The organism is Halolamina sediminis (genome assembly GCF_001282785.1).
Taxonomy (GTDB): Archaea; Halobacteriota; Halobacteria; order Halobacteriales; family Haloferacaceae; genus Halolamina; species Halolamina sediminis.
On the sequence record NZ_CVUA01000001.1, the window covers coordinates 2540956 to 2567388 of the forward strand.

Below are 26433 nucleotides of genomic sequence, written 5' to 3' on the forward strand. Positions count from 1 at the left end.
ATGAACGTCTAGAGCCGTGGATCTGCGAGAGTGTAACCCCGGTTGCACTACTCCAAACACCCCGGGAACCAAGCGGTTAATGCGGGTCCACGGAACACAAACAAATGCTGCCTGAGAAGGTAGCGACTGATGGATAAGTCAGTCCAAAAGGCGATCGCGGCGGGCGGCGTGACCCTGCTGATGGCTGGCCGGCCTTCGGGGTTCACGCTCGTCGCAGCCGCGATCGTCCACGACCTAGTCGCGTCGGCTCTCGACCGCGTCGAGTTCTAAGCTCGACGCCCTATTTTTCGTGTGGGTGCACGGTGGTTGTGGCGGTGGCTGAGCCGTGCGTTTGATCGTAGGATGAGCGGAGATAAAAATCTACTCACTACTAACGGGTTTCCACCCCGCTTGTGTAGATTGGCAGCTACTAGGCTTCTACTCCGGATTGAAGCAGTCGCAGCGCCCTGCCGCGAGCGACGGATTGCTTAGCGTGGTAGTCTAAGCCACTAGCTTAGTGCGTCGGTCTAAGCAACCCAAGCTCTCGAACTGCAGCGGCCGAGATCGTCACGCCGTGCTCGCTCGCGGTCGCCGTTTCTCCGGTCACGTCCTCGATCAACCGCGCCACGTCGCGGAAGTACTGCGGCCCGCGATCCGTCTGGATCGTTCGCGTCCCTTTCCCCTCGTACTCTGTGCCTCGTCCACGGACAAGTATCACGGCGAGATTCAGCTTCAGCACCATCGGCGCGTCGGCAACCCAGTCCGGCAGTCCATGCACTGAGTCGGCGTTTTTGTCACCCATCGGCGCCCCGGCGACGACCAGTACGCGACCGAGCTTTGTGCTCTGCTGCCCCGGGCGGATCTCGTCGGCTTGCGCGTCGCCGTCCCGCTCGACGTGCTGATAGCCGACCCCCGCCCACGTCAGCGCATCCTCAATCGCGCCTTGACTGTCTGGATCGTCGGGACTCCATGACGGCACGTAATTCTCGGTGACGATCGATCCGAACGCGTAGACCCCGATCACGAGCTCGGCGAGCGCCTCGGTCGTGTCAGTCCAGCCGTCGGCATCCCAGCCAAGCTCGCGTGCCACGTCGACGGCACGGGCGGCGTCTGGCTTGCTGTCGTCGTCCACCCACGCCCGGACTTCGCTCCGGGAGATGCCCTCGAAGTCGTTCGATTGGTCGCTATTGATCGCACTCGCGACGCGCTGGGCGCCCCAGTCGTCGGGTTTCGTGGCAGCTTCGCGGTAGAGTTCGACGGCCGTCCACGGGTCTTTGCTCGGGTGGTTGTACGTCCGGGCGAGGGCTTTTGGAGTGATGAGCGGGGGCATAGCTGTGGCTGTATGGGTTTTGTGTATAAAGAAAAACGGCGTGGGTGTGCCGTATTACTGCAGCGTGACGTCCTGCGACACAATCGTCGTTTCGGACGGCACGTGGATCACCTGAACTGTGTAGGTGGTTCCAGACGACAGGCTGCCAGATACACTCTTGTCATCCTGCATTGTGATTGTGTCACCCACACCGAACTCATCATCCGCAGCAGGTGCGGAGCCGTCACCATTCAGGCTCAGATCGCCACTAGTCCCTGTGATACTTTTTGCGTTGGATCCGTCAGCGTTTCGTACAACGAATCTCAGATCACCCATAACGAGCGCGTCGCCTTGCTGGTGAGAAAAGACGAACGCGTCGGTGGCGCCAGTTCCAGCACTGAAGTCTGTACTCGAATCACTGACGCCCACACTGCTCTGCGGCGCCTGATTCAGACTGTCGCCCAGCCCCAGGACGAACGTCCCGATCACAGCTGCCAGAATCACTGTGATGGCAACCATGAGGATAACACCTATGACAGGTGAGACACCACGCTTCTCTTCTAACATCGCTTTGATTTTCGCTTTCATATTGACCTTGCAACCCGGCAGTAGGGGCATAATACCGCACATCGACGAGCCCACGACCACCGCGTATACTCTCCCTACTTTGTGGGAGTACATAAGGGGCATGGCTTAATTATCACGAGCGAAAATACTGCCCGATGTGACAAATTACCAAAGACAGTGCCGGGGGTATTCCCCGGACTGCCGGGTTGTAGGTAAGGCCCCGTACAGGGACCAATAGAACGGATGTGCCTGCCCGATATAACATCATCGGGACAACTATCAAACGAGATACCTTCCAACAGCCCGGCGTCGCCGAGACTTAACACACATCTGCCGTACTCCTGCCGGTAATGGTGGTGAAACTGTGGTCGAAAAGCGAGCGGACATCACCGAGTCCCAAGTCAAGTACCTAGAGCGGGAGTTCGGTGATGAGTGTAAGTCGGACGCCGAAGTCTTCCGAACCCTCATCCGCGAACACAGGGTATGTCCCGACTACTCGCGCTCGACGAGTACGCCGACGACGTGCCCGACAGTAGTTGCTCGCACGCGATCGAGAAACAGAACCGACGTATTCTCGCCGTGGGAGTCGCTTATTCACCCAATTGGCACACGAAATTCGGCGATACCGCTACTCCAACCGATCCCGCGTCACCGTCTCGTTCGGTTTCGTCCGCGTTCCAGCCCCCAGCTTCACACCTGCGTTGAGACTCGTATCGATCCCCGTCTTCGCCCCGTCGCCGACGACGACGCCGAACTTCCGCCGTCCCGTGTCGATCGACTCGCCTTTCACTCGAACCCGGACGTGCTCGTCGTCGTGCCGGAGGTTCGCGACAGTGGTCCCCGCGCCGAAGTTCACGTCGGCGCCGAGCACCGAGTCGCCGACGTAGGAGAGGTGCCCACAGGCGGTGTCGGCCATCAGGATGGAGTTCTTCACCTCGACGGCGTTCCCCACGCGAACGTCAGGGCCGATCACGCTCGCCCCGCGGACGTACGCGTTCGGTCCCACGTCCGCGCCCGCCTGCACGACGACCGGTCCCTCGATGTACGCGCCGTTGCGGACGCGAGCACCCTCCTCGACGACGACCGGCCCGTCGAGCGTCGCACGGGGTTCGACCGTTCCACGGAGATCGCGCTCCAGCCCGTCGAGCAGGTGTTCGTTCGCTTCGAGCAGCTCCCACGGCCGCCCCACGTCCAGCCACGGGCCGTCGTACTCGACGGCGGTCACGGCGCCGCCGGCGTCGATGTAGCGCTGCAGCGACTCGGTGATCTCGTACTCCCCGCGCTCACTCAGTTCGGTCGCCTCGATATGCGCGAACGCGTCGGGCTCGAACGCGTAGATGCCGAGGTTCGCAAGGTCGGTCGGCGGATCGGCAGGCTTCTCGACGACGTTCGTCACCCGAGTGCCGTCGAGCGAGACGACGCCGTAGTTCCGCGGGTCGTCGACGGGCTTGACCGCCATCGCGCTCCCCGCCGTCTCCGCGAGTTCGGTGACGAGTTCGGGGTCGATCACCACGTCGCCGTTGAGCACGAGGAAGCGCTCGTCGACGTACTTGCTGGCCTGTTCGACGGCGTGGGCCGTCCCGAGCTGTTCGTCCTGCGTGACGTACGCCACCGGACTGCCGGCGTACTCCTCGCCGATGCGGTCGCGGACCTGATCGCCCTCGTAGCCGACGACGACGACGTAGCGTTCGACCGCGTCGGCACAGGCGTCGAGCACGTGTTCGAGCAGCGACTGGCCCGCGACCGGGAGCAGCGGTTTCGGGCGCGTCTCGGTGAGCGGGCGCATCCGCGTTCCCTGACCGGCGGCGACGACGACGGCGATAGTCATGGCCGGGGGAACGCCGACCGGCAACTTTGGCGTTCCGTTCGAGTGGCAGGAATATAGAACTGGATGGCTCTGTTACACCCCCAGCAGCGAACCTTGTGGTGAGCCTGCCCGGCAGAAGTACTGTCCCCGTAATCCTTATTCATACACAATTTCAACACAACGTATGGCAGAAACGGAGTCTCCCCCTGACAAAACGACGGTGAACATCCGGATGACAGAGACGTTCCTCGAGGACGTCGATACGACGTGGGAGGAACAGGGGTTCAACAGCCGGAGCGAATTCATCCGGTTCGTGCTTCGGGACGCGCTCAAGCATCCCAAATTCACCCGTGCGGACCTGAAGGCGATGCTCACCAGCGAAGCAGAGATCCGTGAAGGGCGAACCCACAGTAGCGACGACGTGAAGGCCGCCTACGGTCTCGAGGAGACAGCACGCGACAGTGATGAGTGAGTGGGACTGGGAACTCACGGACACTGCACGGCGTGATTTTGACGGGCTGGACGACCACGCGCGCGATCGGATCGCCAGCAAGCTCGACGAGATCGTGACCGACGAATGGCGAGACCCGCCTGAGCATCTCGAACCACTGCAAGGGACGCCGCATCAAAAGCTCCGAATAGGCCCGTTCCGACTCGGATGTCGTACCGACCGAACCGAACAGATCCTCTACGTGTTACGGATCCGAAAGCGCGGTGGCGACGCGTATCGCAGCGACGACGACTAACCGATTCCCGCAAGCGACCTGCCGGCTGTTCAGCCGGCAGTTGTGTCTGGAAATGGGTTTCAACAGGGCCGACTGAGTAGGGCAGCGGCAGGCGAGCTAGGGAGAGAGACCAGCAGCGCTGTCGCTACGGAACGAGTGAACGGCGGAGAAACGTCGGTAGCCTTAGAGGCGGCCGACAGACTCGACGTTGATGCTCTCGACGCCCTCGACATCGCGGAACGCCTCCTCGACGGCCTCGGTGCCGCCCGCGTCGTCGGGGACGACGACCGTCGGGAGTAGCGCGGTCAGGCCAAAGGCCACGTCGTCACGCTGGAAGCCGCGGATCTCCGCGCCCTCCGGCAGTGCGTCCTCGAGCCGGTCCTCGAGATCGTCGAGTTCGATCTCGGGGTTCTCCGGCATCACCTTGATCTTGGCGGCGACGTCACCCATCTTACGGCCCCCTGAACCCGCAGTCCGGGCACTCGTAGAGGTTGCTCTGCTTCCGGCACTTCGCGCATCGGAAGATGACGGTGCCACAGTCGGGGCACTTGAACCGGGCCGCGTTCGTCCCCGTGACGGAGATGCCACAGGAGACGCAGGATCGCTCCCCAGTCGTTTCTGCTTCGCTCATGTCCCGAAAAGCGGGCGGGCGACGTTTAACGGTTACCTTCCCCGGCCGACGCGGGAGAGTTCGACAACGAAAAATATCGACACCACTAACGGAGCGAACTATGCGTTCCGGTCGATCCACTCACAGAACGCGTCGAACTCGTCCGCACCAGCACTCTTAGCGATACTCCGGAGTGTCCCTGTTCGTAGTTCGTCGTGTAGCGGAACGGTCACGTGTCGGCGGTCATCCTGGTTGGTTGGATGCTCGTAGTACAGCTGTGCGTGATCACCAGTTGTCCGTCGCCACTCGAACCCACCCGCCTTGACTAAAACCTTCACGACCTCCATTCCCGAAAACGTCCGCCTCGACATCAATCAAGTACGTCCGACGGTTCCTCGTCACCAGTCGTGTTCTTGGCCGGGTCGATACCCAGTTCCTGAAGCTCCTCGACGGTCGGCTCCCGACCAGCTTCCCCTTCGTGGAGCGCGACCGCATCGTCCAGATTCTCTAGCGCGCTCGTTCGTGACTCGCCCTGTGTCGTCACACCAGTTTCGACGTCCGTGGCGATCCACCAGTCCTCTTCGCGCCACAGCCGTATTTCGCCCGGGTGGTCTTGGTTGTCTCTCGTCGAACTGGCCATACTGGGTAATCATAGCACGACTCTGTGAATAAGGGTTGTGTCGACCCCGCCGCGTCCGAAACGTTTTGCCCGAGCCACCGGACTCCTCTCTATGGACAGAGGACTGGGGCTGCTCGAGGGGGAGCGGCGGAACGCGCTGCTGGCGTGGGCGGTCCTCGGGTTCCTCCTGCTCGCGGCGACGATCGAACTGATCACGGGCGCGATCGTCTGGGCCGGGTTCGTGTTCGTGGTAGTCGCGCTCGGGGTGGTGCCGGCGGCCGCCGCCCGGGACTGGCGGGCGATGCTGCCGTGGGAGCTGCTCGGGCTCGCGGCGCTGCCGATGGCCGGCCGGGTGTTCGTTGCCGGGCGCTCGATCGGCGAGGTGACGCTCACCGGACGGGTGATGACGTTCGTCGCCGTCGCCGCGGTCGCGTTGATCGTCGCCGTGTTGCTGGACCAGTTCACGCAGATCCGGATGAACGACACGTTCGCGGTGGTGTTCGTCGCCGTCACGACCACCGCGGCGGCGGGGATCTGGGCGGTCGCACAGTGGCTCTCGGACATCTACCTCGCCACCGGCTTTCTCGACCGCCCCCACGCCGAGGAGGCACTGATGTGGGATTTCACCGCCGCGACGCTGGCGGGCGTGCTGTCGGGGGTGCTGTTCGCCTACTACTTCCGGCGGCGGTCGAGCGCCGGGAGCGGCCGCTCGAACAACGGCGAGAACCGGGGTGAGCTACAGTGAAGCTCCGCGACCGGCTCGGGCTGAGCAAGCGCCACCAGCGGGTCGCCGCGCAGGCGATGCAGTACGGCCTGTTCGGCATGATCGCCGTCGGCTTCTACGAGGGCAGCGCGGGCGTGATGGTCAACGCCGGCGTCGGCTTCGTCGTCACGTACATCCCGGCGCTGCTGAAGCGGGATTACGACATCGAGCTCGACCCGGCGTTGGTGCTCTGGATCACGCTCGCGGTGTTCCTCCACGGGTTCGGAACCGTCGGTCTCCCCGGCGCCGAGGCCCACCCGTACAGCTCGGTGCCGTGGTGGGACCACATGACCCACATGTTCTCGGCCAGCCTCGTCGCCGGCGCGGGCTACGTAACCGTCCGCGCGCTCGACGAACACACCGAGGCGGTGTCGTTCCCCTCGCGGTTCGTGTTCGTGTTCGTGCTACTGTTCACGATGGCGTTCGGGGTGTTCTGGGAGGTGATCGAGTTCGTGATCGCGCTGACCGCCGAGGCGACGGGCGCGCCGTCGGTGCTGACCCAGTACGGGCTGGAGGACACGATGAAGGATCTGCTGTTCGACACGCTGGGTGGCATCGTCGTCGGCCTCTGGGGGACGGCGTACCTCACCGGGCTCACGGAGTCGGTGAGCGAACGCCTCGGCGGGCGCGGGGAGGCGGAGTAGCGCCGGCAGCGGCGCTATCGGGGGAGAGAACGGAGAGAAGGTGGCCGAATCAGGCCTCGGCGAACTGCTCGTCGTAGTCGCCGGCGTCGATGCGCTCCTTGAACGTTCGCGCGTTCTGCCCCTCGATGGTGACGCCCAGCGAGACACACGTCCCGGCGACCTCCTTGGCCGCGTTCTTGGTGTCGTAGGCGAGCAGGTCAGAGGACTTCTGCTCGGCGATCTTCCGGAGCTGATCGGCGCTCAGGTCGGCGACGAAATCCTCCTGGGGCTCGCCGGAGCCGGTGTCGAAGCCGGCCTCGTCCTTGATGAGCTCCGCCGTCGGCGGCACGCCGACCTCGATCGAGAACGAGCCGTCGTCGTCGTACTCGATAGTGACGGGGACCTCCATCCCGTCGAACGCGTCGGTCTCCTCGTTGATCTCCTGTACGACCGCCTGCACGTCGACGGGCGTCGGACCCAGCTCGGGGCCGAGCGGCGGGCCAGGGTCGGCCTCGCCGCCCGCGACGAGCACTTCGATGGTTCCAGCCATACCCGAAACGTGCCCGGCGGACCGTAAAACGGTTTCTTTCCTGCCTCGGCCCGGAGCGACAGCGGTTTGGCCCTGCCGGGTACAGCAGGCAGCGTATGCGCTCCCGCGCCCGAACGCTCGCACTCGTCGCCGGCGGCGGGTTCGCGGGCGCGAACGCGCGCTGGCTGCTCGCCGTCGCCCTCCCCGACCTCGGCGGCACGCTCGCGGCGAACGTCCTCGGCGCGTTCGCGCTGGGTGCCGTCGTCGCCACCGTCGCCGCGGGCCGACTCTCCCGCACAGTCAGACTCGCGCTCGCGACGGGGTTTCTCTCCTCCTTCACGACTTACTCCACCTTCGCCGTCGAATCCGCGCTGGCGGGTTCGCCCGCCCTGCTCGTCGGGAACGTACTCGCGAACTACGCGCTGGGGTTCGCCGCAGCGGCGCTGGGGATGTGGCTCGCCCGCCGGATCGTCGACGCTGGCGGCGACGCCCGCGCCGGAGGTGAGTCGACGTGATCGCTCCCGCGCCCATCCTCGTCGGCCTCGGCGGCGCTCTCGGCGCCTCACTTCGCTACGCCGTCGGCGAGGCGCTCGCTGACGCCGACGCGCCGTTCCCGGCGTCGACGCTCGCGGTCAACACGCTCGGCACGTTCGCGCTGGGGCTGCTCACCGTCGCCGGCGCCGGCGACGACGCGCTGCTCCTGCTCGGCACCGGGACCTGTGGCGCGTTCACGACGTTCTCGTCGTTCTCGGTCGAGACCGTGCGGGCGTGGGAGGACGGCGATCGGCTGCTGGCGGTCGGCTACGCACTCGGGACGCTCGCGCTGGCGGGCGTGGCGCTCGGGTTCGCCTGGGCGGTCGCCGGGTGAGTGCCATCGCCGGAACGCACTCGTCGGTGCTTCCGGGAGTCAGATGTCCCGGCGGACGAAGATCACTTGGCTGACGACGAGGAGGACCGCCGTCATCCCGAGCAGCACGGCCGCACCGACCAGATCGTACGTTCCGTCGAGCAGGACCTCGTTCGGGTCGAAGGCGCGATTCGTCGACGTCGCCCGAAAAGAGATCGGTCAGGAGGCGCGAATCAGATATCCACGTCGAACGACTCGTGCTCGCCGGCCCGCTCGGCCATCCCGGCACACAGCTCCGCGACCGCGTCCAGATCCTCCGTATCGACCACTTCGACCGGCGTATGCATGTACCGGTTCGGGATCCCGACGTTCAGCGACGGCACGCCCCCACGTTGGGTGAACACGCCGTCGGCGTCGGTGCCCGTCCGGCTCCCGGCGGCCTGGAGTTGGTAGTCCACGTCGTCGTCCTCGCCCGACTCCCGGGCCAACTCGACCAGCTTCGGGTGGTTCGCACTGCCGCGGCCCACGACCGGCCCCTCGCTGAGCTCGACCGGGCCGCGGGCGCTGCCGGCCACGTCGGGGTTGTCGGTCGCGTGGGTCACGTCGACGGCGACGTAGGCGTCGGGGTTCACGTCGAACCCGACCATCTGGGCGCCGTTCAGGCCGAGCTCCTCCTGCACCGTCGAGACGGCGTAGACGGTCGCGTCGGCGCCCGCCTCGGCCGCGCGACGCAGCGCCTCGGCGGCGACCCACGTCCCGGCGCGGTTGTCCACCCCGCGGGCCGCGATGCGGCCGTTCGCGAGCTCCTCGACCTCGGAGGAGAACGTCACCGGGTCGCCGATCGATACGAGATCCTCGGCGTCTTCTTCGTCCTCGGCGCCCACGTCGACGAACTGCTCGCTGATGTCCTCGTACTCCTCCTCGCCCTGTCGCAGGTGGATCGCGGTCTGCCCGATCACGCCTTGGACGGGCCCGTCGTCGGCGTGGACCGTGACGTGCTGGCCCTTCGAGACCGTGCGGTCCGAGCCGCCAACGCGGCTGATCCGGAGGAACCCGTCGTCGAGGACGTCCCGGACGATGAACCCGATCTCGTCGGCGTGGCCGCCCACGGCGAACTCAGTGTCGACGTCGGGATCGCCCTCGTGGACTGCGACCGCGTTGCCGTACGGGCCGGTCTCGACGCGGTCGGCGAACTGGGAGACGTAGTCGACCCAGACTCGCTGACCGCGTGTCTCGAACCCGGAGGGGCTCGGCGTGGTAAGCAGTTCGTCGAGAAACGCCCGCTGGCTGTCGTCCATGCGCGGTTGCTCGGCCGGGGCGCCCATCAGTCCGACGATGCCGGCCAAGCACGGTGGTTCTCGGTCAGCGCCCAAAACTGTATCACGCTCCCGACCGAACGGAACTGTATGTCCGACAAACAGTTCACGCTTTTCGAACTCCACTTCCACGACGGCTTCCAACTCGGCCCGCGCAGCCTCGACCTCGACGACGGCACGGCCTCGAACGACGCGATCGACGAGTCGACGACCGACGCGGTCGAGGAGTCGAGCGAGGGTTCCGGACCGAGCGTGCTCGGCCCGCTGCTGGGACTGGGCGTCCTCGCCGGGGTCGCCTACGCCGTCCGGAAGCTGCTTTCCGACATCGACCCCGAGGGGCTGGACGCGCTCGACGACGTCGAGGAGGAGGTACAGGAGGCCACCGAGGATCTCGAGGCCGACGAGGACTCGGTGCCGATCGAGATCACCAGTCCAGACGAGGAAGAGAGCAGCGGGCTGCTCCGACTGCTCGCCGGCGCCGCCGTGTTGCTGGTGCTGTTCGCGCTCGGCGCGAAGAAGCTGCTGGGCGGGAGCGAGGAGATCGTCGTCGAGGAGTAAACTACCCCACCCTACTCGCTCACGGCGTCGCTATTCGCTTCGATTGGGGTCCGTCAGACTGCATTTGATGACCTTCATATGATCATTCACTGGGCGATACATTTTTACTCTGATAATCATAAGAACAGTTTGCGACGTTCGACCCCGGCCGAACGTGGCTATGTCAGAGGCAGCTTCAGTCAGTCATTCACCGATCTGACGTTTTTACTCCGCTGGCGCCGCTATTTTCGGTATGAGTACGGACCGCCACGATCGGCCAGCAGTACCTCTACGAAGGACGCGATCTGTTCGCCCACTTCCGCGAAACCGCCGAGGAAATCGCTCGCCTGCAATCCAAACTCCGCGAAGACCGGTACAGCAGTCGCCGGATTCGACGCCTGTACTGTAAGCGGCCGCACCGACGCGACCACACACAGGACGCGCTCGTCCGCGACTTGATGGAACGACTGTACGACGAGGGTGTTGCCACCGTGTACGTGGGCGATCTCACCGATGTGCTGTCGGCCCATTGGTCGGCAGCGGTGAACGAGAAAACACACCAGTTCTGGGCGTTTCGCTCATTCATCGATCGTCTCGCCACGACCGCCGAGGAGTACGGCATCACGGTCGAAATCGAGTCAGAAGCCTACACGACGGTAGAGTGCCCGGTGTGTGGCGAGCGCAACGGTACAGACCGGAACGGCCACGTGTTCCGGTGTTCGTGTGGCTACGAGGGCACGCCGATCTTGGTGCGTCGCGGACGTTCCTCGAACGGCAGGTTGACACGAATCTGGAAGCCGGGTCGATGGCACGGCCCGTGCGCCTCACGTAGCACAACCACAACTGGTCGGAGCTACCACACTCTCCCGAGAGGGCACGTCACGACGAGGAGCGCACAAACCGGAGTACCGCTGATGGGAAACTTGCCTCCGTGGGGACGGCATAGCCACCATCCCCACCGGAAGAATCCTACCCTTCAGGGGTGGGAGGATGTCAAACCCACGCTTCTGGCCTGAAGTCGCCGGGTTCGGCCTCCATCTCGTCGATATGGCGCTCGCCGTCGGGTGTCACGAATGTGGTGTTTCGGATGGTCATCGTCGTATCCCGAAGAATGAGTGGATAGCCGGTGACATCGATGTGGGAGTCAACCAGTTCACAGTCTTCGGAGTAGGCTACTCGGATACCGTCCCGCTGCTCGCCCGGTTGCTCGATGGTACAATTCCGGAAGGTGGTACCGTCACGACCGTTTACTTGGATGGCGTACCCTCGGCCGGCTTTGCCGTCGACTGTTAGGTTTTCGAACGTCGGGCCGCCGAGGCCCTCCCCGGAGTAGTAGAACGCCTTGACGGCGGGGGTCCCGTCACTTTCCATTGTTATTTGTGAATTAGCTACTCGGGAACTCCCGCTGTCAGCATGGAAGACGATGGCGCCGAAGCTGTTGGTGACAGCCGGTCCGAATCGGATTTCACAGTTCTCGACGACTTGATCGGCACCGCGGCGAAATCTGATCCCCCGGAGATTTGTCGAATGGGCTTCAGGTGCGGACTCAACGACGATCGTGTCGTCTCGGGCTGACGAGCCGGGAGTCCCGAGTCGGATATTGGAGACGTTGTTGTTCTCGAAGTGGCTACCGACAGTATGGACGGTCCCACCGCCGCCGTCGTCCACCCCCGGTGTGGAGCCATAGAGGCCGTTATCGGTAAACTCGCTAAGTTCACAGTTCTGGAACGTCACCTCTCCAGAGTGACGCACCCCAACGTAGGCACCGGTCATCCAGCCACTGTCCTCGATATTCTGGGCTCGGAAGTTCTCTACGAGACCGACCCCCTCCGGGCTCCGGATGTCGATTCGGAACATCGTGATCTGCTCGCGGCAATTCCCCCTCGCGGTGACATCGCGAACTGTTGCGTCGCCCGAGGCGATAACGTTTATCGCCCCGCCGGCCTCTTCCCGCTCGAAGTCGAAATCAATCCCTTCGAGCAAGAAGTCGCTGACCATGGCAAACTGAATGTGTGGATCATCATTGACACAGCTACCCGCTGGCGCGACGAACGTCGGCCGCTCGTCTTGGGCTGCAGCGATACCGAAGTGGTCGTACCCCGTAAGTTCCATCGGCGGGAGCAGGTAGGTTCCTGCTGGGAACGATAGCAAAGTGTCGTCGGCCGCATACTGGTCAAGTATGCCGCTGATCGGTTCGTTACCTTCTGGATCGGCACCAGCTTGAACAGCGTCGATGACCGTGCCGAACTCGTCGCCGTGGGGAACTGGCTCCTCCGGTGTCAGATCTTCACCTCGGGTGTTGTAAGCATCGATCGTTTCGAGAACCTCGGTGAGCGTTGCATCCCCGGCATTATACGCTGCGATAATCTCTAGGACGTCCTGGAACGTCACCACCATAGACCCGATCATTGTGGCTCGCTGTAACAGCTGACGTCGGTTCATCTACGGATATCCACTCTCTATATCGGTATTGTTATGCGCCGGTAAAGTCGGGTAAGCAGAGAATTATGGTGGATCGGCTGCGTAGTGTCCTTACTGACATCCTCCCACGGCTAAAGCCGTGGGGTTCCCCCACTGGGGGTTGAATCCACGAGTAGCAGGAGGTTCGCAGGTTCGTCGTCGCGATGGACGATGACCTGCGTTTCGAGCTGTGCCAGTCCAGCCCCCGCCTCAGACAGCGGTTTCGAGAACTTGCCCAAGGCTCGTTTGCCGAGGTTCAGCGCACCGTTCTTGTCCGCGTTGTCGTCCAGCCCACACTCGGGACACTCAAAGCGTCCCTGCGTCTCTCGGACACCCTCGCAGGCACACCGGTTGCACGTCTCGACGTATCGTATTCTTCGACCAACTGCACGGCGATGCCTGCGTCGTGGGCTTTGTACTCAATGTAGTTGAGCAGGCGCGCGAACGGCATCTTGTGGACTTTATTGTTGACGTACCGTCCTTTATCATTGTCTTTGCGAATCCCGCCGAGGTCGCCCACGACGATGACCGCGTTCCACTCCACAGCGTCCTCCACGATTTGGCGAGCAATCTTGTGGAGACGGTCGTCCACCTCCCGCGCTTCCGCCCCACCAATGCGCTCAACTACCTGCTGTCCCTGTCAAGGCTTCGCTTTCCCGATAGACTTCTGCAGTTGCTTGTAGTGTTCGCGGATACGGCGCACTTCCTCGCCGTAGAACGTGGTCTTGCGGTCGGAAAGGAACGCACAGGTAGCGACCCACCGTGTGCCCATGTCGATCCGTCATCGTACTCGTCTTGGACGGTCACAGACCGCTTGACGACGAGATGCACGTACCAGTCACGGCGGATGAGTTCACTGTCCCGAAAATCGCCCTCACGGACGAGTTGTTCGTCCTTGTACGGAACGTGGGCGGGGCACCAGATGGAGTTTCCCCGTCCACGTTCGGGGTCGTAGACGGTAACTTTGACCCACCACGACGAGAGAACAGTACCTTCGTCGTGAGCCACGCCGAACACGTCGTTGCGGAGAACGACGGATTGTTCGGTGTCAGTGTTCGGGTCTTTCTGTCGCTGGACTTTCGACGCCTGCTGGTCGGTCGCGGAGTAGCTGTCGGCGTCTCCGCCATGTACCTCGGTCTGGAACGCCTCGTACTCACGGGCGAGCAGGTCGGCTTTCCTGTTAGTCAGCGAGTGGAGTTTGACCCGAATCGTGGTTGAGACGGTCCGTTGCATACTACTCACCTGCTTGCGCGTCGATATACTTCTCGATGATCTCACTGGATACGTCGCCCACACTTGAGACGAAGTACGAGCGCGTCCACAGTGACGGCAGGCCGAGGTCGAACTCGTCACGGAGGTGGCGAGAGGAGTAGCCCTTGACTTGTTGGCTTATCTTGTTCGGGGCGAGCGCTGGGTAATACTGGAGCGCGATCCCTACGCTGTCGACGAAAAGTGGTCGGGACTACCCGACATTGAGTGGGTGAGAGTTGACCAACTCAAACATTGTACCTCGATAAAGGCTCAACCAGCTACAGATTCACTGAACCGTTCACTCATAACGCGGGAAACGAAGGACAGCACGAGTTCCATCCAGATGGATACCGGCATCTAGAGTGAACGAGCCATGGGACTTGCGTACAATCAAATCCACCAGCCACAGTCCGATACCCGACCCATGCGTCAATGATGATTCACTTCTGAGATGGAGTGCTTCAAGTTCACTGTCAGCAATACCTGGACCGTCGTCTTCGAGCACAAACACGCCATCAGACCCATCAGCGAAAACCGATATCCATAGCTGTGGCTCATTCTCTCCCTGGTGGTGTTGTATCGCGTTGTCGAACAACTCATCAATCGCATCAGTCACGAGCGGATTCCCAGTAATCACAACATCGTCCCCGAAATCGGTCGTTACAGACGCTCTAGTTTCAGAACGTACGCGTTCTGTATGTTCATGAGCGAGTGCACACAGGTCGACCTGTACCTGCTGCCGGTCAGCATCGACAAGCTTTCTGAGTTTAGTGGCTTTTTCACTGTGTGTGAGTAACTGGTCACTGACTGCGCTGATTTGCGCAGTTTCAGTAGCATACTTTCCTTGCTCATCCTGATTCTCGATAGCCGTTACGTGAGCGTTGAGCACGTTAAGCCGATTTCTGAAGTTATGTCGCAATAACCGTGTGAATATCTCTTTCAGCAACTCGAGATCCTGTTCGCGGTCCCGTAACTCGGTCACTTCCCGGAACAGGAACAGTGATCCAGCGCGTGATGACCCGCGTGTGACCGGGCGAACTGAGACGATGAAGTGACGTTTTTCCCCGTTTACAGTGAGGCTCAGGTCAGTGTTCTGTTGGAAATCGTTCTGAAAGCTGGAGTGTAACTCTGGGTGGATTTTTGAGATTTCTTCGAATGGCCGGCCGATTACATCGCCATTGTGCGGAAATATCCCCTGTGCCGCCGGGTTGGCGTCGACGATTGACCCATCCTGATCGACCGTGACTACTGGGTCAGGCATCGTTTCAACCGCTTGTCGCCGGCTCACCGGAACCAAGCTGAACAGTTGATGCCGATATAGTGCGAATCCCCACAGTAGCGCCGTGGTCAGAAATGTCACCGGGGTGAAATCAATATAGAGTGGAATCGAGTCGATGTTCCGGAATAGATGCGTTTGGAGAGCGCCGGGGAATCCGATGAGCCATCCTGCCAGAAGGAAAACCAGTTGCTGTCGGTGTTTCCCATGGGCTTCCCTGAGATCGGTGAGTAGTAGCCCAATCGGGAGCATTACGAGTACGATTGCGAACGCAATATGGACAAAGTACCAAGGACCGGGGACTAACTGGCTGATACCAACAGGGTTCACTGGGGTTGCCGCACGGAGAACGAGGTGATGCTGGGGGTTCGTAACCCCGAGCAAGAGCGTCACGATGGGAACAATGAGAGCGCCGACGAGTAGCCGTCGGTCCATCTCAGCCGGGTCATGACCCAAGTATTCCCAAATAAATAGCGGCCATCCGAATGCAACCAGCGATTGAAAGAAGAATCGAGCAGTTACATTGAGGTGCACTGGAAACACTCGCGCCGGCCATGTCACAAGCAGCAGCATAATAGACCAACCGATCATACCAAGTAGGCACAGGAGAAATCCTCGTCCACCAGGCTTCTCGCGATTACGATACGTATAGACAGCGACGCCGATAATCGGGACGATCGAGATGAACATCAGCAGGGCCATTGACTGTGCGCCCTGTCGCATTTGTTATAATAGAACCATGTGTATTGGTATCAATAACCTTTTGGTACCCCTATGTTAGAAGACATGGATATGCTCTCGTGACCGCTTAGAGTTGGTCCCCGTCGCTACTCGTTATTGTTGTACCGCTCAATGATGATCAATACGTGCTGGAGTGTCACCTGTGCGCCGCCAGTATTTGGAACGGCTTCGCCGGAGTTGTAGTACTCAATCGCGGTCAATAATTCGGCGAAACTGACCTCGCCGTCAGTGCCAGTGAGAGCGTCGATTACGTCCTTTGTTTCGGCAGTAACGGTCACCTCGACGGCGGTAGTTCCTCCATTCTGATCGGCCGTCTCGATGACGACCTCGAACGTGCCTGAACCCGCCTCAGTCCCTTCAACGGTGAACGTTGAAGTCGCCTCGGCGTCGTTCATCAGCGTGCCAATTTGGGCATTTTCCGGCGATACTGCTAGGAACGATGGCGGCGACAGCGAGACGGTCACGTCCCTGGCTGTCGCATCACCGATATTGCGGACGGTTATCTCGACCTGCTTTGTCGAACCTGCCGCGAGCGTCTCGGGGACTGCCGCGGGGTTAACCACGGTGACCTTCGGTGGTGTCGTTGTCTCGTCGGCGACGCGTTCGACCGTCTCCGCAGTTTGCTCGAAGGTCTGTGTGGATTGAGAAACCGATTGGATCGTCTCACTTACAGATGAGGATGTTTGTTTCGCGGCAAGCGCGGTTCCCGCGCTGGCGAGAAGCATTCCCTGCTCCAATGCGAGCGCCGACTCGAGTTCGACCCGGGATCTGAGTTCAGACTGTGATTCCTCGTCAAGGACAGCCGTCGCAAGCAGGTGTCGAGCCTTCTCAGTGAGAATCTGTTCGTCGGGGTCAGCTGTGGCAACTCGTTGGTCCAGTTCGTTGATAACGGAGATCGCGACCTCCCAGTTTTCGTTTGCGAACGCCTGCTCCAGATCGGCCAACAATTCGGATAGTGAGCGTTCCTGAAGCGTTGACCGGAGTGTGGCTGCTGCCTCCGCAGCGCGTTCGATTTCCTGTGTGTGCGTGGCGGCCTGCAACTCTCGTACTTGTGATTCGATGGGTCGGGACATTAGGATGACCCCCCGTTAGTGTAGGACTGAACAGGCGCGTTATAGTACCGAACTCGGGCGTCGGCATCGCCAAGGATGACCTGGCCGATGGCAAGGAGCGCGTTTTGCCGAAGGGTCTTGACACCGAGCCAGCCCGCAGTTCCAGCACCGACCTGTGCAATGCTCCCCGCTATGTCTTGGATGATTGTGAGCGCGATGTTTCCGATGCCGAGCGTAATATCGACCCAGTCACCTTTCTGGATAGCGTGGATCAGCTTGGCTACTTCCTGTACGAAATTCCCCGGGACGAGGTTCGTCATCGTCTCGATTTCTTCGACCGTACTCTCGGCGATAGTGGAGGCGCGAGAATCCGCTTCGGATGCGGCTTGTTGTGCTTCTTCTGTCGATCCGAGTAGACCGCGTTCGGTGAGAGAAGAGGCATCCAACTCGTCGAAGAGGGCCTCCAGACCACCTTGAAGGCCGACTGTACCGGAACTGAGCCCCGGAGGGACGGTCTTGGCATATCCGTACCCGTCAGTGGTCGAGATGAGTTCTAGGCCCGCTGTACCGGACAGGACGCCAGCGCGGATCCCGTCGGCGAACTCATCGAGGGTCGCGTCAACCGCTTGGTCGACTTCCGCCTCGACGTTGCTCGCCAGCTCAGTCTCACTCGGGACTGAGTCCCCCGCCGTAGCTTCGTCGTAGGCGGCTTGTGTTTCGGTCTCAACCGTATCTCGCAGTTCCGTCGATTGCTCATTCGAGAGGGTGTCAGTCCGCATCAGATCCTTGAGGGTATCTCCAATCTTGGACAGAGCGGTATCAAGCCAGTCTTTCAACCGGCGTGCACTGACCGGCGAGGTACTGGGGAGGTTATCGGCGATGCTGTCGGCAACCTTGTTAAGTGGGATAACTGCGAGAGCAAGATCGATCGCCAGTGAGGCGGTGACACGAGCAGTCTTCCGAGCGACGTTGTAGGCTGTCGTATCCGACGACTCGTGAATCGCTGACGGACTCGCAAGCACCTCGAGGGTCCGCTGGATGACCGTCTCTGCAGCTGTGAGACGGTCAACCACTTGTTTCGTTGTCGTCGCTTCAATCGAACCGCTGTTCGCGGCTGATTCGAGTCCGGCAATGTGGGCCTTCGCGTAGGCTTCGTCACCATCGACGGTCGTCCCATTGACGGTCCGGTTCTGGAGTAGTGGATCGGCTGCGAGCGAGTCGATGTGACCTGCAATCGTGAGCTTTTCGTCCGCGCTCAGCGCGACAGTGACGGTCTTCGAAGCTGTGGCCGAGCGATCGGTCTCGTCGTAGACAGTCAGTGATATTTCTTGATCGCCAAGGTCTGAATAGGTCCACACCGCGGTCTTTCCTGTGGCATCGATCGTCCCGTCACCTGTGAAGTCCCACTCATAGCGAGCGATCGTGGTATCGGGGTCACTGCTTGCGGAGGCGTCGACGCTGATTTCGCCCCCGACAGCCGGCTCTGGTGGCGATACCTCGAATGCGGCCGACGGTGACTCGCCCGAGACGCTCACCGTTCGCGTTGCCTGAGCCGTGGCGCCGTCACTATCCGTGACCGTGAGACTAACTGAGTAGTCGCCGAGTGAGCCGTAACTGTGGGTGACCGTCTTCCCAGTCATGTTCGACCCGTCGCCGAAGGACCAATCATAGGTCGCGATCGAACCGTCCGAATCCGACGAGCCTGATGCGTCGAAGGTGATCGATTCCCCCACCGATGGTTGGGAGGGAGAGAAATCAAACGAAGCCGTCGGTGCTGCGTTAAGCGTCGTGTCTCCATCGATGGCCAACACGTAGCCTGGAGCGTTGTAGGTCGATGTTACCGTGTGGACTCGCCCAGCCGTGACGGCCGGCGGCGCACCTGTGTCTTCGCCCGTATTGTATGACCAGAGTTGCGTACCCGAGTCCGCATCGAAGGCGTAGTATACCCCGTTACTCGATGCGTAGACGACCCCGTCGGCGACGAGGCCACCGTGTGCGGTACTGCCGGCGAGGTTTCGGGACCACTGTACCTCTCCAGTCGCAGTGTTGACGGCGTACAGATCGTCAAAGCCCACGTACAGCGTCCCGTCGGCAACGCCCATCGGCCCCATAGCGTTGCTCCCGCTCCCGAGCGTAGTATGCCAGACTGACGACCCATCACTTGCGTTTCGGGCAAACAACTCTCCCACGCCGCCGAGGTAGACGTACCCATTCGCGACGACAGGGGCAGCACGTCCCGGATTATAGGTGAAGTCCCACGTCTTCGACCCATCACTCACCGACAGCGCCGAGACTCGATCAGGATTCCGTGCAGGAGTATCAAGGAGGTATACTAACCCGTTGGCGACCGCAGGGGGATAGCCCCCTACCGGACTGACGTCCGTCTGCTCCCAAGTGACCGATCCGCTATTCGTATCGATGGCGACGAGTTTGTTAGAGCCGATGTACACCGTGCCGTCGGCGACAGTGGGCGCAACCGAGTATCGTGGCACATAGTACGGAATCTTCGTTCGCCAGCGTCGCTCGCCAGTAGCTGTATCAAGCGCCACCAGATACCCTGCGTTTACATCTTGGATATTCTCGCCGATGTACAAGGTATCGTTCACGATTGCGGGCGTCCCGGAAGATGGATCAGCCAGGGATTTCTTCCATACTAGATCTCCGTCGGCATTGACTGCGTAGAGCGTACCTGCGGAGTTGAAGAAGACAGTGTCATCATACTCTGCGGCGTCGAGGTCTGTTTGGAAGTCGTCGTTGCAGCCGCCAGAGTTCACCGGTTCGACTAGCAGCGGCTTCTCTCGAACATCAGGAGGGGAGTACAGAAAATACGGGAAGTTAAAGCCAGAGTCTTCATCTTTCTCGATTAGCACCGGGCCGATTCCACCGGTACTGCTCTGTGTAGAGTTGAAGCCTCTAGCAGTGGCTGGTGAGGCGGCAAGTGTGCTGAGAATACCCACGGAAAATGACTTCAAGATTGTTCGGCGGTCAGGAGTTTTCCAGGTCGTCTCCAGACTCGTTCGTTGATCATCCATGCACTGTGTTCACAAAGCCCATGGAAACATAGTTTTGTGTTTATATGTGTGAAAAGCATATAAAATGAATAATTATCAACTCAGCTTCTACGGATATCTATCAAGGTGACACAGTAGCTTAGCGCGATTCTAGATATTCATAAACAGTGGCCTATTCTTGAATAGCTAGCTATCCTACCTATCTATCAATTGTCCCAATATTTATTTGTAAAATAGTGGGCTATTACTAGATAGAATCTGTGGCCAAAATAGCTCGGATAGTAATGATAGCACGAATAGCCCAAATAGCCCGTATGAAGGAAAGTGACACAGAGCCGCGCGCGGTGTCGGTGGTATGCTCAAAGGTGGAGTCGGGAAGTCCACTCTGTCGGTTAATCTCTCCCGGCAGCTCGCGGCCGACGGCTACAACGTGCTGCTCATCGACCTTGACCCGAACGGCCACGCCAGCGTCGGGTTGGGCGTTGAGGAGATCTACCACGACTCCGAAGAGACCATCGGCGACGTGTTCTTCGACAGCGCCGATCCGCAGTCGGTGATTCACAACACCGACTACGAGTTCGATATGATCCCGTCAAGTGATGACCTCGAGCAGGTAGAGCGCGAGATCGTGGTTGGCGACGTGTTCCAGCCGTCGGCACTCTTGAAGCGAGAGGTTGTCGAGCCGCTCCTCGGTTACGAGTACGACTACATCGTGAGCGATTCGCCGGCCTATCGTTCCCGACTCCCTGATAACGCCTTGTCGCGACGGGGAACCTCATCCTCCCGCTCGCGCCTGCTAACGAGGCGATGTCTGGACTGGAGCCCACCATCGAACGCTAGATCGGCTCGCTCCGACAGCATATGGACGTCGACGTCCTCGCACTCATCCCGAATATGCTGAATGAGCGGATCGACCAGCAAACCCAAGACCGACAACTCCTGGAACGGCTGAACAGCCACAAGTCGCTGCAGGACCGGATCCCTAACTTCGCCCGGATCACCGACTGGGGGGCCGTCGATGCTGGCGACTACTCACCGTCACCGGGGATCAGGGACCGCAATTCGATCACGAAAGCGTACGGCAAGCGGATGCCACTCCTCGACTACGACCCTGCGTGCGACCAGATCAAGTGCTTCGAAGAGCTTGCCTACATCGTCGAGACGGGGCAGGTGGTGCGCCATGGCTGACGATGACCCATTCACCGATCTCGGTGACACCTTGGACGATAACGGCAATGACGGCGACGACGAGGCTGAACTGGGAGCCGAACCAGACGCTCCTAACGTTCATGACCCGATGGCCACGCCAGCATTCTCCTACGACGAGGCCAAGCAGCGGCCGGTCTACGCCCGAGAAGAAACTATCGACCACTTCGATGCATGGATGCGCTACGAGCTCGAAGGCAAACTGAGCGAGCGTGGGTATCAGGACATCTACGTCCGAGAGTTAACTGACACACTCCTCCGAACCGTCGTCGAGGAGGAGCTAGTCGAGAAAGTGGCGAAACGGTTTGAAGGGGCTCGAGAGTAGCACGGCGTCGTTCTCGCCGAAACTACTACTCTTGCTTAGCGCGGCAGTCAAAGTAAATGCCCAACCCCATCAAGTCCACCGGTGCCGACGCCGTCGCGCTCCAAGTCACTCGTGAGGCTCGGGTTGCCGAGTTCGTCGACGAACAGGACGGGATGCGGCCCGACTGGCACCGGTGAACGACGATGCCTTCGACGGAATGCTGTTTGTGGTCGACTCAGAGCGTGTCGACGACGCCGACGTGGTCGAGTTCGTAATCGCGGCTGCGAAGGATACTGACTCGATCTACCCTGCGGGCGCTGTCTCGATCAGCATCCGCGGCGAGGGGTATCAGGTCCCGTTACCAGGCGCCGACGATTCTGGGTTTCACGTCGACGACGACGCACCGTGTTCGTCGGCGCATGGCATGTTGGTAGTCGTCCACGAAGGGAACAAGCGACTGGCGCGGGATCTCCAGACCATTCGAGAAGGGCAGATGGCGTAGCGGAGTGGAAGTGAAAATAACGAGATATAATCGCCTGGCAGCACCCGGTTCTTCACTTGAACAGATGGGGAGCTCCCACAGCGAGAAGCTTGACATAGTAGTTGAGGCTGGTCGCCTCAATGCATACGGTTCTCAAATCTTTTCGTCGTCTCACGTGATGGGTGAAGCGTACTGTCTATCAAGCAAGCAGTAGAAATGCGATACACGACTTCGAAAGGAGTCTTGCACGATAGATCCTCTGGGCTCAGGAGAACTTCTTCCGCTTAATGAACGAACTTGTTTGCCTCCAATCACCACTTAATGCTCTCCCCATACTATTTTCATCCTGTTTGACAACCAATGAGGCATGGGTGAACAATCGAGCGAGACAACTCGTACTGACGTGTTCACCGTCACAGAAGCCGAGGTTACACCCGACCCACCGCTCAATGAGTCATTTGACAAGGACTTGTGGCTCGACAGGCTGGCCCGCCGTATCGGCTTTGGCTGGCTATCACAACGCCTTCCGGGAGATATTCCTCCCTCGTACCTGTTTGCAGTCATCTTGGTTGGTACTATCGTCCCGACCATCAACACCTATGCTACCTCGTAGGCGATCCTGTTGTCTACATCGAGAACCCGTTGTTCGTTCTACAACCGCTTGCCCTCGTTGGCGGTGTGTTTGGGGCCCGCGCTCTCCGCCACCGGTACCACAGAGTCACCCAGGAGATGAAAATTGAGGAACGAACCGACAACCCCGAACCATTGCTCAACATTGTCCCGAGCTGGTTACCATGGGCCCTCTTTATCGCAGCATTGCTCCAGATCGCCGTGCGCGTGTGGGCACTCGGCGGCTTTTCGGCCATTTATCGAGAAGGCGGACTAACGATGGTTATCGGCTGGGGTATCTTGAACCCGCTTTGGTCTGCACTCGCAGTACAGTTCGTCGCCGTGTACCTCGCCATCGAGTTCATCGCGCCGTGGCGGTTATACCATTCGGATATTGGGATCGATTTCCTTGATCCCGAAGGCCTCGGAGGGCTCCGACCGATCGGTGAACTCGTCAAGCACGCGTATTATTACATGGTCGCCGGACTAGTTGCGTTCGCCCTTGTCCTATACGGTCCTATCGTTTCGGCGGCGAGTTGGGGCCCAACAGCAACGACGAGTATCGTGTTCACTGTAATCTGGCTCGGTACTGTTGCGACGGTCGCGTTCGCTGTGTTCATTCTGCACCTGTTTATGCGCAAGGAGAAACGTCTTGAACTACATCGCCTGAACGAGATACGTCGAGAAATCATCGACAAACCGTGGGACATCAAAGCCTACAATGTTGATGAGGAAAAGCAGGATCAACTCAATGAGTTACAACAACGAATCGACACGGTGAGCGCTACACAAGAGTACCCAGCGACGTTCAGTATCTGGTCGCAACTCCTGATTAGTATCGTGCTCCCAAAGGCCTTCCAGTTGTTGCTGGCCTCGGTGTGAACCGCCTCGGGCTCAAGCCCCGAGATAATTACCTTGCTCATCTGTAGATGCCGACACGGTAGTCTGCTGTGCAAGAGTCGCGTACTGTGTTCAGTACGACGTAACAATCCTTTCCCGAACCTGAATAAGAGGATTCAACTGTCGTTGCGGATCTCATCCCACACATCCCGACAGTCACCGCAAAGATAGCCTGTGAAACCATCAACGTCGTAACGCTCGATGTTGGTGGTATTTCCGCACCGTTCACACTTCACAGCCAATCGTCTTCTTCCTCTCGTAATAACATCACGATCCACTAAACGAGGTTAGAAAGCACACTTACTGAGCGGCTGTTTCACTCCAAATCAGACAGAGATAATCCCATGGCGGTGTGATCCGGCAGGACTCCCGTAGAGGGAGAAGCCCGACAGTATCACCCATCTTCCGCGTCGCTGAAACCGTTCGCTCCGCAACCGTGGGTAATCCAACGGCTAAACGGTGTCAACGCCAATGTTGACGTAACGATGGCAACAGCTGATGAGCAGATTCGGGTAAGTGGCCGGATGAAGCGCATCCTCGACCGGCACCGCGCCGAAGGCGAGGGCTACAACGACGTGCTTGAGCGCGTCCTCGAGCGTGGCCTACGTTTACGCGGACCTCCGCAGCGGAGCACCAGAGCAGGCTGTCGAAGAGGCGCTGGACGGCGCCGACGGCCGCGCCGAGCTCTTCGATCTATACCACGAGTGGGACGTGACGCCATCGGCGATGAACACGAACTCCGGGCGAGGCGTGGTGAAGCGACTGTGTAGCGACCTCAACGGCGACGATGATTTTGTAGGGAGCTTGAGTACAGCAGATCGAATCACGACTACCTCGAACCCCACGGTGCCCGGCGCGGGGTCGGGAAGGTGCTGGTGAAACAGCGTGGATTGGAGTGACAGTATCTTAGAAGGGGAGTGCCCGAAAGGGTGGACAATCTCCCACACCAGCGCCGCCGTAGCAGCAATGCAAGGGCAATACTACGGTCAAGGCGCCATTCTGAGACTATGATTAAGAAGGAATCAATCTTCTGCTTACAAAAGGGAAAAGCGGGTGGCAGAACCGGTATAACGGTTAGTCGTTAGTCGCCGAGGCGATCCTCGGCTGCAAGGACACTCTCGATTGTGAGGTCCTCAGGAATGGCATCGACAATCGCTACACGATGCGCATCGCTCGGTGGGCGAACGCCTCGTTCCCAGCTGCCGACCGTCGCCCGTGTCACACCGACCACCTCGGCAAACTCTTTTCGACTCTCCTGGCGCGTCTCACGGATCAAACGGATCCCAGCCGGCGGAAGTTCAGGGGCGATATCAGGCATAGTGTACTGACATTCCCCACGAATAGGTTAGATTTTGTGGATCGAGAAGTACACTCGAGACCGCGATGCAGCTGGGCATCCAGCTCCATCCACTGGACTCTTACTTTTGGATGCCACATGAATTCTCGATACGGTCACATGCTGTCGGTCCAGCGTCCACAACTAGGAAGAGAAAATGAAGTTTGATTAAATAAGGGTCAATTCTGCTCTGAACGGTGAGGCTATCGTCTCGAATGGTCCGTAATCCTGATTGGGGCGAGTCCGTTCTTTCCGGCAAATGAGCTCAACTGATTCTATTCCACCCGAAAGGCAAGTGCTAGAGTACATTGAAGACCAACTCAGTGCAGGACAAACATTTGCTAAGAGTCGACATATTGCTGGTAAAGTTGAGATCTCGGCAAAGCAGGTAGGGGCAGTAATGAGCTCAATCGAAGACTACGAGTCTAGCCTTCAGGTGAAGAAGTGGGGTGGCTCCTCCGATGGGACAACGTGGTACATCAAACGTGTTGAGTAAGACTAACTTGGGGGTTTTACTCGCGTTCGCTGAACACGCCAGCAAGGAACTTCCTTACGATCTGGGCCCCAGGATGGGTCACTCATTACCGACGAGATGCTCGGGAATTGCTTCTGGGTCGGCGTAGGTCGGCTGGCAAATGAGGCGCTCAGCTAACTCCCGTTCACCGTTGAGACGTTCAGCAACACCGGGGATATGGCCGGTTGCGACGATACCCAAGACATCGTCGTGCTCCTCGGCGAGCCAGTGGAGGTGACCCGCGATACACGCGTCCCGCTTATCGATGTGCGTATCTACGAACCGCGGAAGCCACGGACGTCTGACGTTGACGACAGCCTTTGCCCCGTCCGGGCCAAACTGTTCCCTTGCGGCTTTCCGTTGGTCGGCATCCACGGGGTTGGTTGCGCCGTGGAAGCATTTGGATAGTCGACGTACGGGGTCGCCCACTCACCGACCTTCCACACGTCGCGTTCGAGTAACTCCCATCGCTTGCCGGCGTCGATCCGGTCACGATGTACCGTGTATTCCCGGCGAAGTCCGCGAAGCCAGCCGAGCACGTCGGCTACGATCGCCCGCGCGTTTTCGTCCATCGACTCCGCGAACGGCCGGTCGAGAAGCGCAACGTCTGCGGCCACATCCGCGGCGACACGTGCCGCGACGAACATCTCGTCGACCTACCAGATGTCTCCGTCGATCGGTCGCCGTTTCAACAGCAGTCCAGGACCCGTGACTGGCTCCCGCAGGTCGAGGGCTGCGCTGAGCGACCACTCAGGCTCCTCGTCGAAGACGTGCGGTGGCAGTTCGACGCCGACCACATCTGCCTCGTAGTCACGAATCACTTCTTCGACGCGGTCGATACTCTCGTCGGTGTGTGGGTAGTGCCGAGAAGCTCGACCGTCTCCGTCATCTGTCGGGCTAACGTGATAGATTCCTAACCCATGAATGGGTGTGGTACGCGCTCCGGATGTCGTACTCGTTGATGCGGTTTACCGACTCGGCGGAGTGTGTCGTGGTTGGTGAGCTACTGGCTTCTGAATTTCCGGTGAATGGGACGCCACTTCGAATCTAAACAGACGGAG

At 60.0% G+C, this 26433-nt stretch carries 31 protein-coding genes and 3 pseudogenes; 17 read left to right on the forward strand and 17 right to left on the reverse strand.

The features are described 5' to 3' along the window. Window positions 1-129 precede the first annotated feature (129 nt). Complete coding sequence (locus BN1959_RS14850; protein WP_154018285.1) at window positions 130-270, forward strand: hypothetical protein; 141 nt, start codon at window positions 130-132, stop codon at window positions 268-270. A gap of 223 nt (window positions 271-493) precedes the next feature. Here the strand turns inward: BN1959_RS14850 and BN1959_RS12755 are convergent, their stop codons facing one another. From BN1959_RS12755 to glmU, 3 genes are all read right to left on the reverse strand, one after another. Beyond that, a complete protein-coding gene (locus tag BN1959_RS12755) occupies window positions 494-1309 on the reverse strand; it encodes a hypothetical protein (RefSeq protein ID WP_053949007.1) in 816 nt (271 codons plus the stop codon). A 54-nt stretch (window positions 1310-1363) separates the two neighbouring features. Next, window positions 1364-1876 carry a type IV pilin gene (locus BN1959_RS12760; protein WP_053949401.1) on the reverse strand — a complete coding sequence of 171 codons (513 nt, stop codon included), beginning with the start codon at window positions 1874-1876 and terminating at the stop codon, window positions 1364-1366. 607 nt (window positions 1877-2483) lie between these two features. Next, a complete protein-coding gene (glmU, locus tag BN1959_RS12765; protein ID WP_053949008.1) occupies window positions 2484-3683 on the reverse strand; it encodes a bifunctional sugar-1-phosphate nucleotidylyltransferase/acetyltransferase in 1200 nt (399 codons plus the stop codon). A gap of 163 nt (window positions 3684-3846) precedes the next feature. On the opposite strand from glmU, the gene BN1959_RS12770 reads away from it, so the two are divergent. Both BN1959_RS12770 and BN1959_RS12775 read left to right on the forward strand, forming a co-directional pair. Next, entirely contained in the window at window positions 3847-4134 is a 288-nt protein-coding gene (locus tag BN1959_RS12770) for a ribbon-helix-helix domain-containing protein (RefSeq protein ID WP_053949009.1), read from the forward strand. Further along, window positions 4127-4408 (forward strand): type II toxin-antitoxin system RelE family toxin, encoded by a 282-nt coding sequence (locus BN1959_RS12775; RefSeq protein ID WP_053949010.1) that lies wholly within the window; start codon window positions 4127-4129, stop codon window positions 4406-4408. The genes BN1959_RS12770 and BN1959_RS12775 overlap by 8 nt, the downstream gene beginning before the upstream one ends. Before the next feature lie 162 nt (window positions 4409-4570). On the opposite strand, the gene BN1959_RS12780 is transcribed toward BN1959_RS12775, so the two are convergent. The 4 genes from BN1959_RS12780 to BN1959_RS12795 form a co-directional block, all read right to left on the reverse strand. Beyond that, window positions 4571-4837 (reverse strand): elongation factor 1-beta, encoded by a 267-nt coding sequence (locus BN1959_RS12780; protein ID WP_053949011.1) that lies wholly within the window; start codon window positions 4835-4837, stop codon window positions 4571-4573. Window position 4838: 1 nt separating this feature from the next. Further along, window positions 4839-5018, reverse strand: a complete 180-nt coding sequence (locus BN1959_RS12785) for an HVO_2753 family zinc finger protein (protein WP_053949012.1) — start codon at window positions 5016-5018, stop codon at window positions 4839-4841. Window positions 5019-5116: 98 nt separating this feature from the next. Then, window positions 5117-5368, reverse strand: a complete 252-nt coding sequence (locus BN1959_RS12790) for a type II toxin-antitoxin system HicA family toxin (RefSeq protein ID WP_053949013.1) — start codon at window positions 5366-5368, stop codon at window positions 5117-5119. Next, the gene (locus BN1959_RS12795; RefSeq protein WP_053949014.1) at window positions 5368-5637 is read right to left on the reverse strand and encodes a type II toxin-antitoxin system HicB family antitoxin; all 270 of its coding nucleotides are present in this window, start codon (window positions 5635-5637) and stop codon (window positions 5368-5370) included. Before BN1959_RS12795 ends, BN1959_RS12790 begins: the two co-directional genes overlap by 1 nt. Before the next feature lie 91 nt (window positions 5638-5728). On the opposite strand from BN1959_RS12795, the gene BN1959_RS12800 reads away from it, so the two are divergent. Together BN1959_RS12800 and BN1959_RS12805 are read left to right on the forward strand one after the other, a co-directional pair. After that, window positions 5729-6361 carry a hypothetical protein gene (locus BN1959_RS12800; protein ID WP_053949015.1) on the forward strand — a complete coding sequence of 211 codons (633 nt, stop codon included), beginning with the start codon at window positions 5729-5731 and terminating at the stop codon, window positions 6359-6361. Then, window positions 6358-7023 (forward strand): DUF2238 domain-containing protein, encoded by a 666-nt coding sequence (locus BN1959_RS12805; protein ID WP_053949016.1) that lies wholly within the window; start codon window positions 6358-6360, stop codon window positions 7021-7023. Before BN1959_RS12800 ends, BN1959_RS12805 begins: the two co-directional genes overlap by 4 nt. 49 nt (window positions 7024-7072) lie before the next feature. Here the strand turns inward: BN1959_RS12805 and BN1959_RS12810 are convergent, their stop codons facing one another. After that, complete coding sequence (locus BN1959_RS12810; RefSeq protein ID WP_053949017.1) at window positions 7073-7552, reverse strand: 50S ribosomal protein L11; 480 nt, start codon at window positions 7550-7552, stop codon at window positions 7073-7075. A 95-nt stretch (window positions 7553-7647) separates the two neighbouring features. Here BN1959_RS12810 and BN1959_RS12815 point away from each other — a divergent pair, with 95 nt between their 5' ends. Together BN1959_RS12815 and crcB are read left to right on the forward strand one after the other, a co-directional pair. Next, window positions 7648-8046 carry a fluoride efflux transporter FluC gene (locus BN1959_RS12815; protein ID WP_053949018.1) on the forward strand — a complete coding sequence of 133 codons (399 nt, stop codon included), beginning with the start codon at window positions 7648-7650 and terminating at the stop codon, window positions 8044-8046. Continuing rightward, on the forward strand, window positions 8043-8399 hold the full coding sequence (gene crcB / locus BN1959_RS12820; RefSeq protein WP_053949019.1) for a fluoride efflux transporter CrcB: 357 nt from the start codon (window positions 8043-8045) through the stop codon (window positions 8397-8399). The genes BN1959_RS12815 and crcB overlap by 4 nt, the downstream gene beginning before the upstream one ends. Window positions 8400-8611: 212 nt before the next feature. Here crcB and BN1959_RS12825 read toward each other — a convergent pair whose 3' ends face one another. After that, window positions 8612-9676, reverse strand: a complete 1065-nt coding sequence (locus BN1959_RS12825; RefSeq protein ID WP_053949020.1) for a M42 family peptidase — start codon at window positions 9674-9676, stop codon at window positions 8612-8614. Window positions 9677-9784: 108 nt separating this feature from the next. Here BN1959_RS12825 and BN1959_RS12830 point away from each other — a divergent pair, with 108 nt between their 5' ends. Both BN1959_RS12830 and BN1959_RS14535 read left to right on the forward strand, forming a co-directional pair. Next, on the forward strand, window positions 9785-10252 hold the full coding sequence (locus BN1959_RS12830) for a hypothetical protein (protein WP_053949021.1): 468 nt from the start codon (window positions 9785-9787) through the stop codon (window positions 10250-10252). 242 nt (window positions 10253-10494) lie between these two features. Further along, window positions 10495-11177 (forward strand): annotated as a pseudogene (locus tag BN1959_RS14535) (transposase); the annotation flags it as partial. A 47-nt stretch (window positions 11178-11224) separates the two neighbouring features. Here BN1959_RS14535 and BN1959_RS12840 read toward each other — a convergent pair. The 6 genes and pseudogenes from BN1959_RS12840 to BN1959_RS12860 all read right to left on the reverse strand — a co-directional run bounded on the left by BN1959_RS12840 (window position 11225) and on the right by BN1959_RS12860 (window position 20043). Then, entirely contained in the window at window positions 11225-12673 is a 1449-nt protein-coding gene (locus BN1959_RS12840) for a right-handed parallel beta-helix repeat-containing protein (RefSeq protein WP_079978693.1), read from the reverse strand. A gap of 110 nt (window positions 12674-12783) precedes the next feature. Further along, window positions 12784-13924, reverse strand: a pseudogene (locus BN1959_RS15445) (RNA-guided endonuclease TnpB family protein). Between the two features lies 1 nt (window position 13925). Next, entirely contained in the window at window positions 13926-14123 is a 198-nt protein-coding gene (tnpA, locus tag BN1959_RS14540) for an IS200/IS605 family transposase (protein WP_272913573.1), read from the reverse strand. A gap of 117 nt (window positions 14124-14240) precedes the next feature. Beyond that, window positions 14241-15920 carry a histidine kinase N-terminal 7TM domain-containing protein gene (locus tag BN1959_RS14545; protein ID WP_161803752.1) on the reverse strand — a complete coding sequence of 560 codons (1680 nt, stop codon included), beginning with the start codon at window positions 15918-15920 and terminating at the stop codon, window positions 14241-14243. A 125-nt stretch (window positions 15921-16045) separates the two neighbouring features. Beyond that, entirely contained in the window at window positions 16046-17032 is a 987-nt protein-coding gene (locus tag BN1959_RS12855) for a CARDB domain-containing protein (protein ID WP_053949025.1), read from the reverse strand. Beyond that, window positions 17032-20043, reverse strand: a complete 3012-nt coding sequence (locus BN1959_RS12860; protein WP_079978695.1) for an outer membrane protein assembly factor BamB family protein — start codon at window positions 20041-20043, stop codon at window positions 17032-17034. Before BN1959_RS12860 ends, BN1959_RS12855 begins: the two co-directional genes overlap by 1 nt. Window positions 20044-20377: 334 nt before the next feature. On the opposite strand from BN1959_RS12860, the pseudogene BN1959_RS12865 reads away from it, so the two are divergent. From BN1959_RS12865 to BN1959_RS15125, 6 genes and pseudogenes are all read left to right on the forward strand, one after another. Further along, window positions 20378-21210, forward strand: a pseudogene (locus BN1959_RS12865) (ParA family protein). Then, window positions 21203-21553 carry a hypothetical protein gene (locus tag BN1959_RS12870; RefSeq protein ID WP_053949027.1) on the forward strand — a complete coding sequence of 117 codons (351 nt, stop codon included), beginning with the start codon at window positions 21203-21205 and terminating at the stop codon, window positions 21551-21553. The pseudogene BN1959_RS12865 and the gene BN1959_RS12870 overlap by 8 nt, the downstream one beginning before the upstream one ends. A 172-nt stretch (window positions 21554-21725) precedes the next feature. Next, window positions 21726-22034, forward strand: coding sequence for a hypothetical protein (locus tag BN1959_RS12875; RefSeq protein ID WP_053949028.1), 309 nt, complete (start codon window positions 21726-21728; stop codon window positions 22032-22034). Window positions 22035-22380: 346 nt separating this feature from the next. Next, window positions 22381-22626, forward strand: a complete 246-nt coding sequence (locus BN1959_RS14855; protein ID WP_154018286.1) for a hypothetical protein — start codon at window positions 22381-22383, stop codon at window positions 22624-22626. A gap of 116 nt (window positions 22627-22742) precedes the next feature. Beyond that, window positions 22743-23504: a hypothetical protein gene (locus BN1959_RS12880; protein WP_154018287.1), complete on the forward strand. Its 762-nt coding sequence runs from the start codon at window positions 22743-22745 to the stop codon at window positions 23502-23504. Between the two features lie 615 nt (window positions 23505-24119). Then, on the forward strand, window positions 24120-24401 hold the full coding sequence (locus BN1959_RS15125) for a hypothetical protein (protein WP_202594688.1): 282 nt from the start codon (window positions 24120-24122) through the stop codon (window positions 24399-24401). Between the two features lie 202 nt (window positions 24402-24603). Here the strand turns inward: BN1959_RS15125 and BN1959_RS14555 are convergent, their stop codons facing one another. Then, entirely contained in the window at window positions 24604-24840 is a 237-nt protein-coding gene (locus BN1959_RS14555) for a helix-turn-helix transcriptional regulator (protein WP_079978697.1), read from the reverse strand. A 277-nt stretch (window positions 24841-25117) separates the two neighbouring features. Here BN1959_RS14555 and BN1959_RS15545 point away from each other — a divergent pair, with 277 nt between their 5' ends. Continuing rightward, window positions 25118-25354 (forward strand): DUF7123 family protein, encoded by a 237-nt coding sequence (locus tag BN1959_RS15545; RefSeq protein ID WP_449271596.1) that lies wholly within the window; start codon window positions 25118-25120, stop codon window positions 25352-25354. Between the two features lie 78 nt (window positions 25355-25432). Here the strand turns inward: BN1959_RS15545 and BN1959_RS14860 are convergent, their stop codons facing one another. Beyond that, the gene (locus tag BN1959_RS14860; RefSeq protein ID WP_161803753.1) at window positions 25433-25801 is read right to left on the reverse strand and encodes a hypothetical protein; all 369 of its coding nucleotides are present in this window, start codon (window positions 25799-25801) and stop codon (window positions 25433-25435) included. A 65-nt stretch (window positions 25802-25866) separates the two neighbouring features. Between BN1959_RS14860 and BN1959_RS12890 the strand changes: the two genes are divergently transcribed. Then, window positions 25867-26289 (forward strand): hypothetical protein, encoded by a 423-nt coding sequence (locus tag BN1959_RS12890; protein ID WP_053949031.1) that lies wholly within the window; start codon window positions 25867-25869, stop codon window positions 26287-26289. Window positions 26290-26433 lie beyond the last annotated feature (144 nt).

Excerpts from the sequence above, each read along its gene's own strand:
- BN1959_RS14850 (WP_154018285.1), top strand. The coding sequence starts at position 130 with ATGGATAAGTCAGTCCAAAAGGCGATCGCGGCGGGCGGCGTGACCCTG.
- BN1959_RS12755 (WP_053949007.1), bottom strand. The coding sequence starts at position 1,309 with ATGCCCCCGCTCATCACTCCAAAAGCCCTCGCCCGGACGTACAACCAC.
- BN1959_RS12760 (WP_053949401.1), bottom strand. The coding sequence starts at position 1,876 with ATGAAAGCGAAAATCAAAGCGATGTTAGAAGAGAAGCGTGGTGTCTCA.
- glmU (WP_053949008.1), bottom strand. The coding sequence starts at position 3,683 with ATGACTATCGCCGTCGTCGTCGCCGCCGGTCAGGGAACGCGGATGCGC.
- BN1959_RS12770 (WP_053949009.1), top strand. The coding sequence starts at position 3,847 with ATGGCAGAAACGGAGTCTCCCCCTGACAAAACGACGGTGAACATCCGG.
- BN1959_RS12775 (WP_053949010.1), top strand. The coding sequence starts at position 4,127 with ATGAGTGAGTGGGACTGGGAACTCACGGACACTGCACGGCGTGATTTT.
- BN1959_RS12780 (WP_053949011.1), bottom strand. The coding sequence starts at position 4,837 with ATGGGTGACGTCGCCGCCAAGATCAAGGTGATGCCGGAGAACCCCGAG.
- BN1959_RS12785 (WP_053949012.1), bottom strand. The coding sequence starts at position 5,018 with ATGAGCGAAGCAGAAACGACTGGGGAGCGATCCTGCGTCTCCTGTGGC.
- BN1959_RS12790 (WP_053949013.1), bottom strand. The coding sequence starts at position 5,368 with ATGTCGAGGCGGACGTTTTCGGGAATGGAGGTCGTGAAGGTTTTAGTC.
- BN1959_RS12795 (WP_053949014.1), bottom strand. The coding sequence starts at position 5,637 with ATGGCCAGTTCGACGAGAGACAACCAAGACCACCCGGGCGAAATACGG.
- BN1959_RS12800 (WP_053949015.1), top strand. The coding sequence starts at position 5,729 with ATGGACAGAGGACTGGGGCTGCTCGAGGGGGAGCGGCGGAACGCGCTG.
- BN1959_RS12810 (WP_053949017.1), bottom strand. The coding sequence starts at position 7,552 with ATGGCTGGAACCATCGAAGTGCTCGTCGCGGGCGGCGAGGCCGACCCT.
- BN1959_RS12815 (WP_053949018.1), top strand. The coding sequence starts at position 7,648 with ATGCGCTCCCGCGCCCGAACGCTCGCACTCGTCGCCGGCGGCGGGTTC.
- BN1959_RS12825 (WP_053949020.1), bottom strand. The coding sequence starts at position 9,676 with ATGGACGACAGCCAGCGGGCGTTTCTCGACGAACTGCTTACCACGCCG.
- BN1959_RS12830 (WP_053949021.1), top strand. The coding sequence starts at position 9,785 with ATGTCCGACAAACAGTTCACGCTTTTCGAACTCCACTTCCACGACGGC.
- BN1959_RS12840 (WP_079978693.1), bottom strand. The coding sequence starts at position 12,673 with ATGAACCGACGTCAGCTGTTACAGCGAGCCACAATGATCGGGTCTATG.
- BN1959_RS14545 (WP_161803752.1), bottom strand. The coding sequence starts at position 15,920 with ATGGCCCTGCTGATGTTCATCTCGATCGTCCCGATTATCGGCGTCGCT.
- BN1959_RS12855 (WP_053949025.1), bottom strand. The coding sequence starts at position 17,032 with ATGTCCCGACCCATCGAATCACAAGTACGAGAGTTGCAGGCCGCCACG.
- BN1959_RS12860 (WP_079978695.1), bottom strand. The coding sequence starts at position 20,043 with ATGGATGATCAACGAACGAGTCTGGAGACGACCTGGAAAACTCCTGAC.
- BN1959_RS12870 (WP_053949027.1), top strand. The coding sequence starts at position 21,203 with ATGGCTGACGATGACCCATTCACCGATCTCGGTGACACCTTGGACGAT.
- BN1959_RS14855 (WP_154018286.1), top strand. The coding sequence starts at position 22,381 with ATGGGTGAACAATCGAGCGAGACAACTCGTACTGACGTGTTCACCGTC.
- BN1959_RS12880 (WP_154018287.1), top strand. The coding sequence starts at position 22,743 with ATGAAAATTGAGGAACGAACCGACAACCCCGAACCATTGCTCAACATT.
- BN1959_RS14555 (WP_079978697.1), bottom strand. The coding sequence starts at position 24,840 with ATGCCTGATATCGCCCCTGAACTTCCGCCGGCTGGGATCCGTTTGATC.
- BN1959_RS15545 (WP_449271596.1), top strand. The coding sequence starts at position 25,118 with ATGAGCTCAACTGATTCTATTCCACCCGAAAGGCAAGTGCTAGAGTAC.
- BN1959_RS12890 (WP_053949031.1), top strand. The coding sequence starts at position 25,867 with ATGTACCGTGTATTCCCGGCGAAGTCCGCGAAGCCAGCCGAGCACGTC.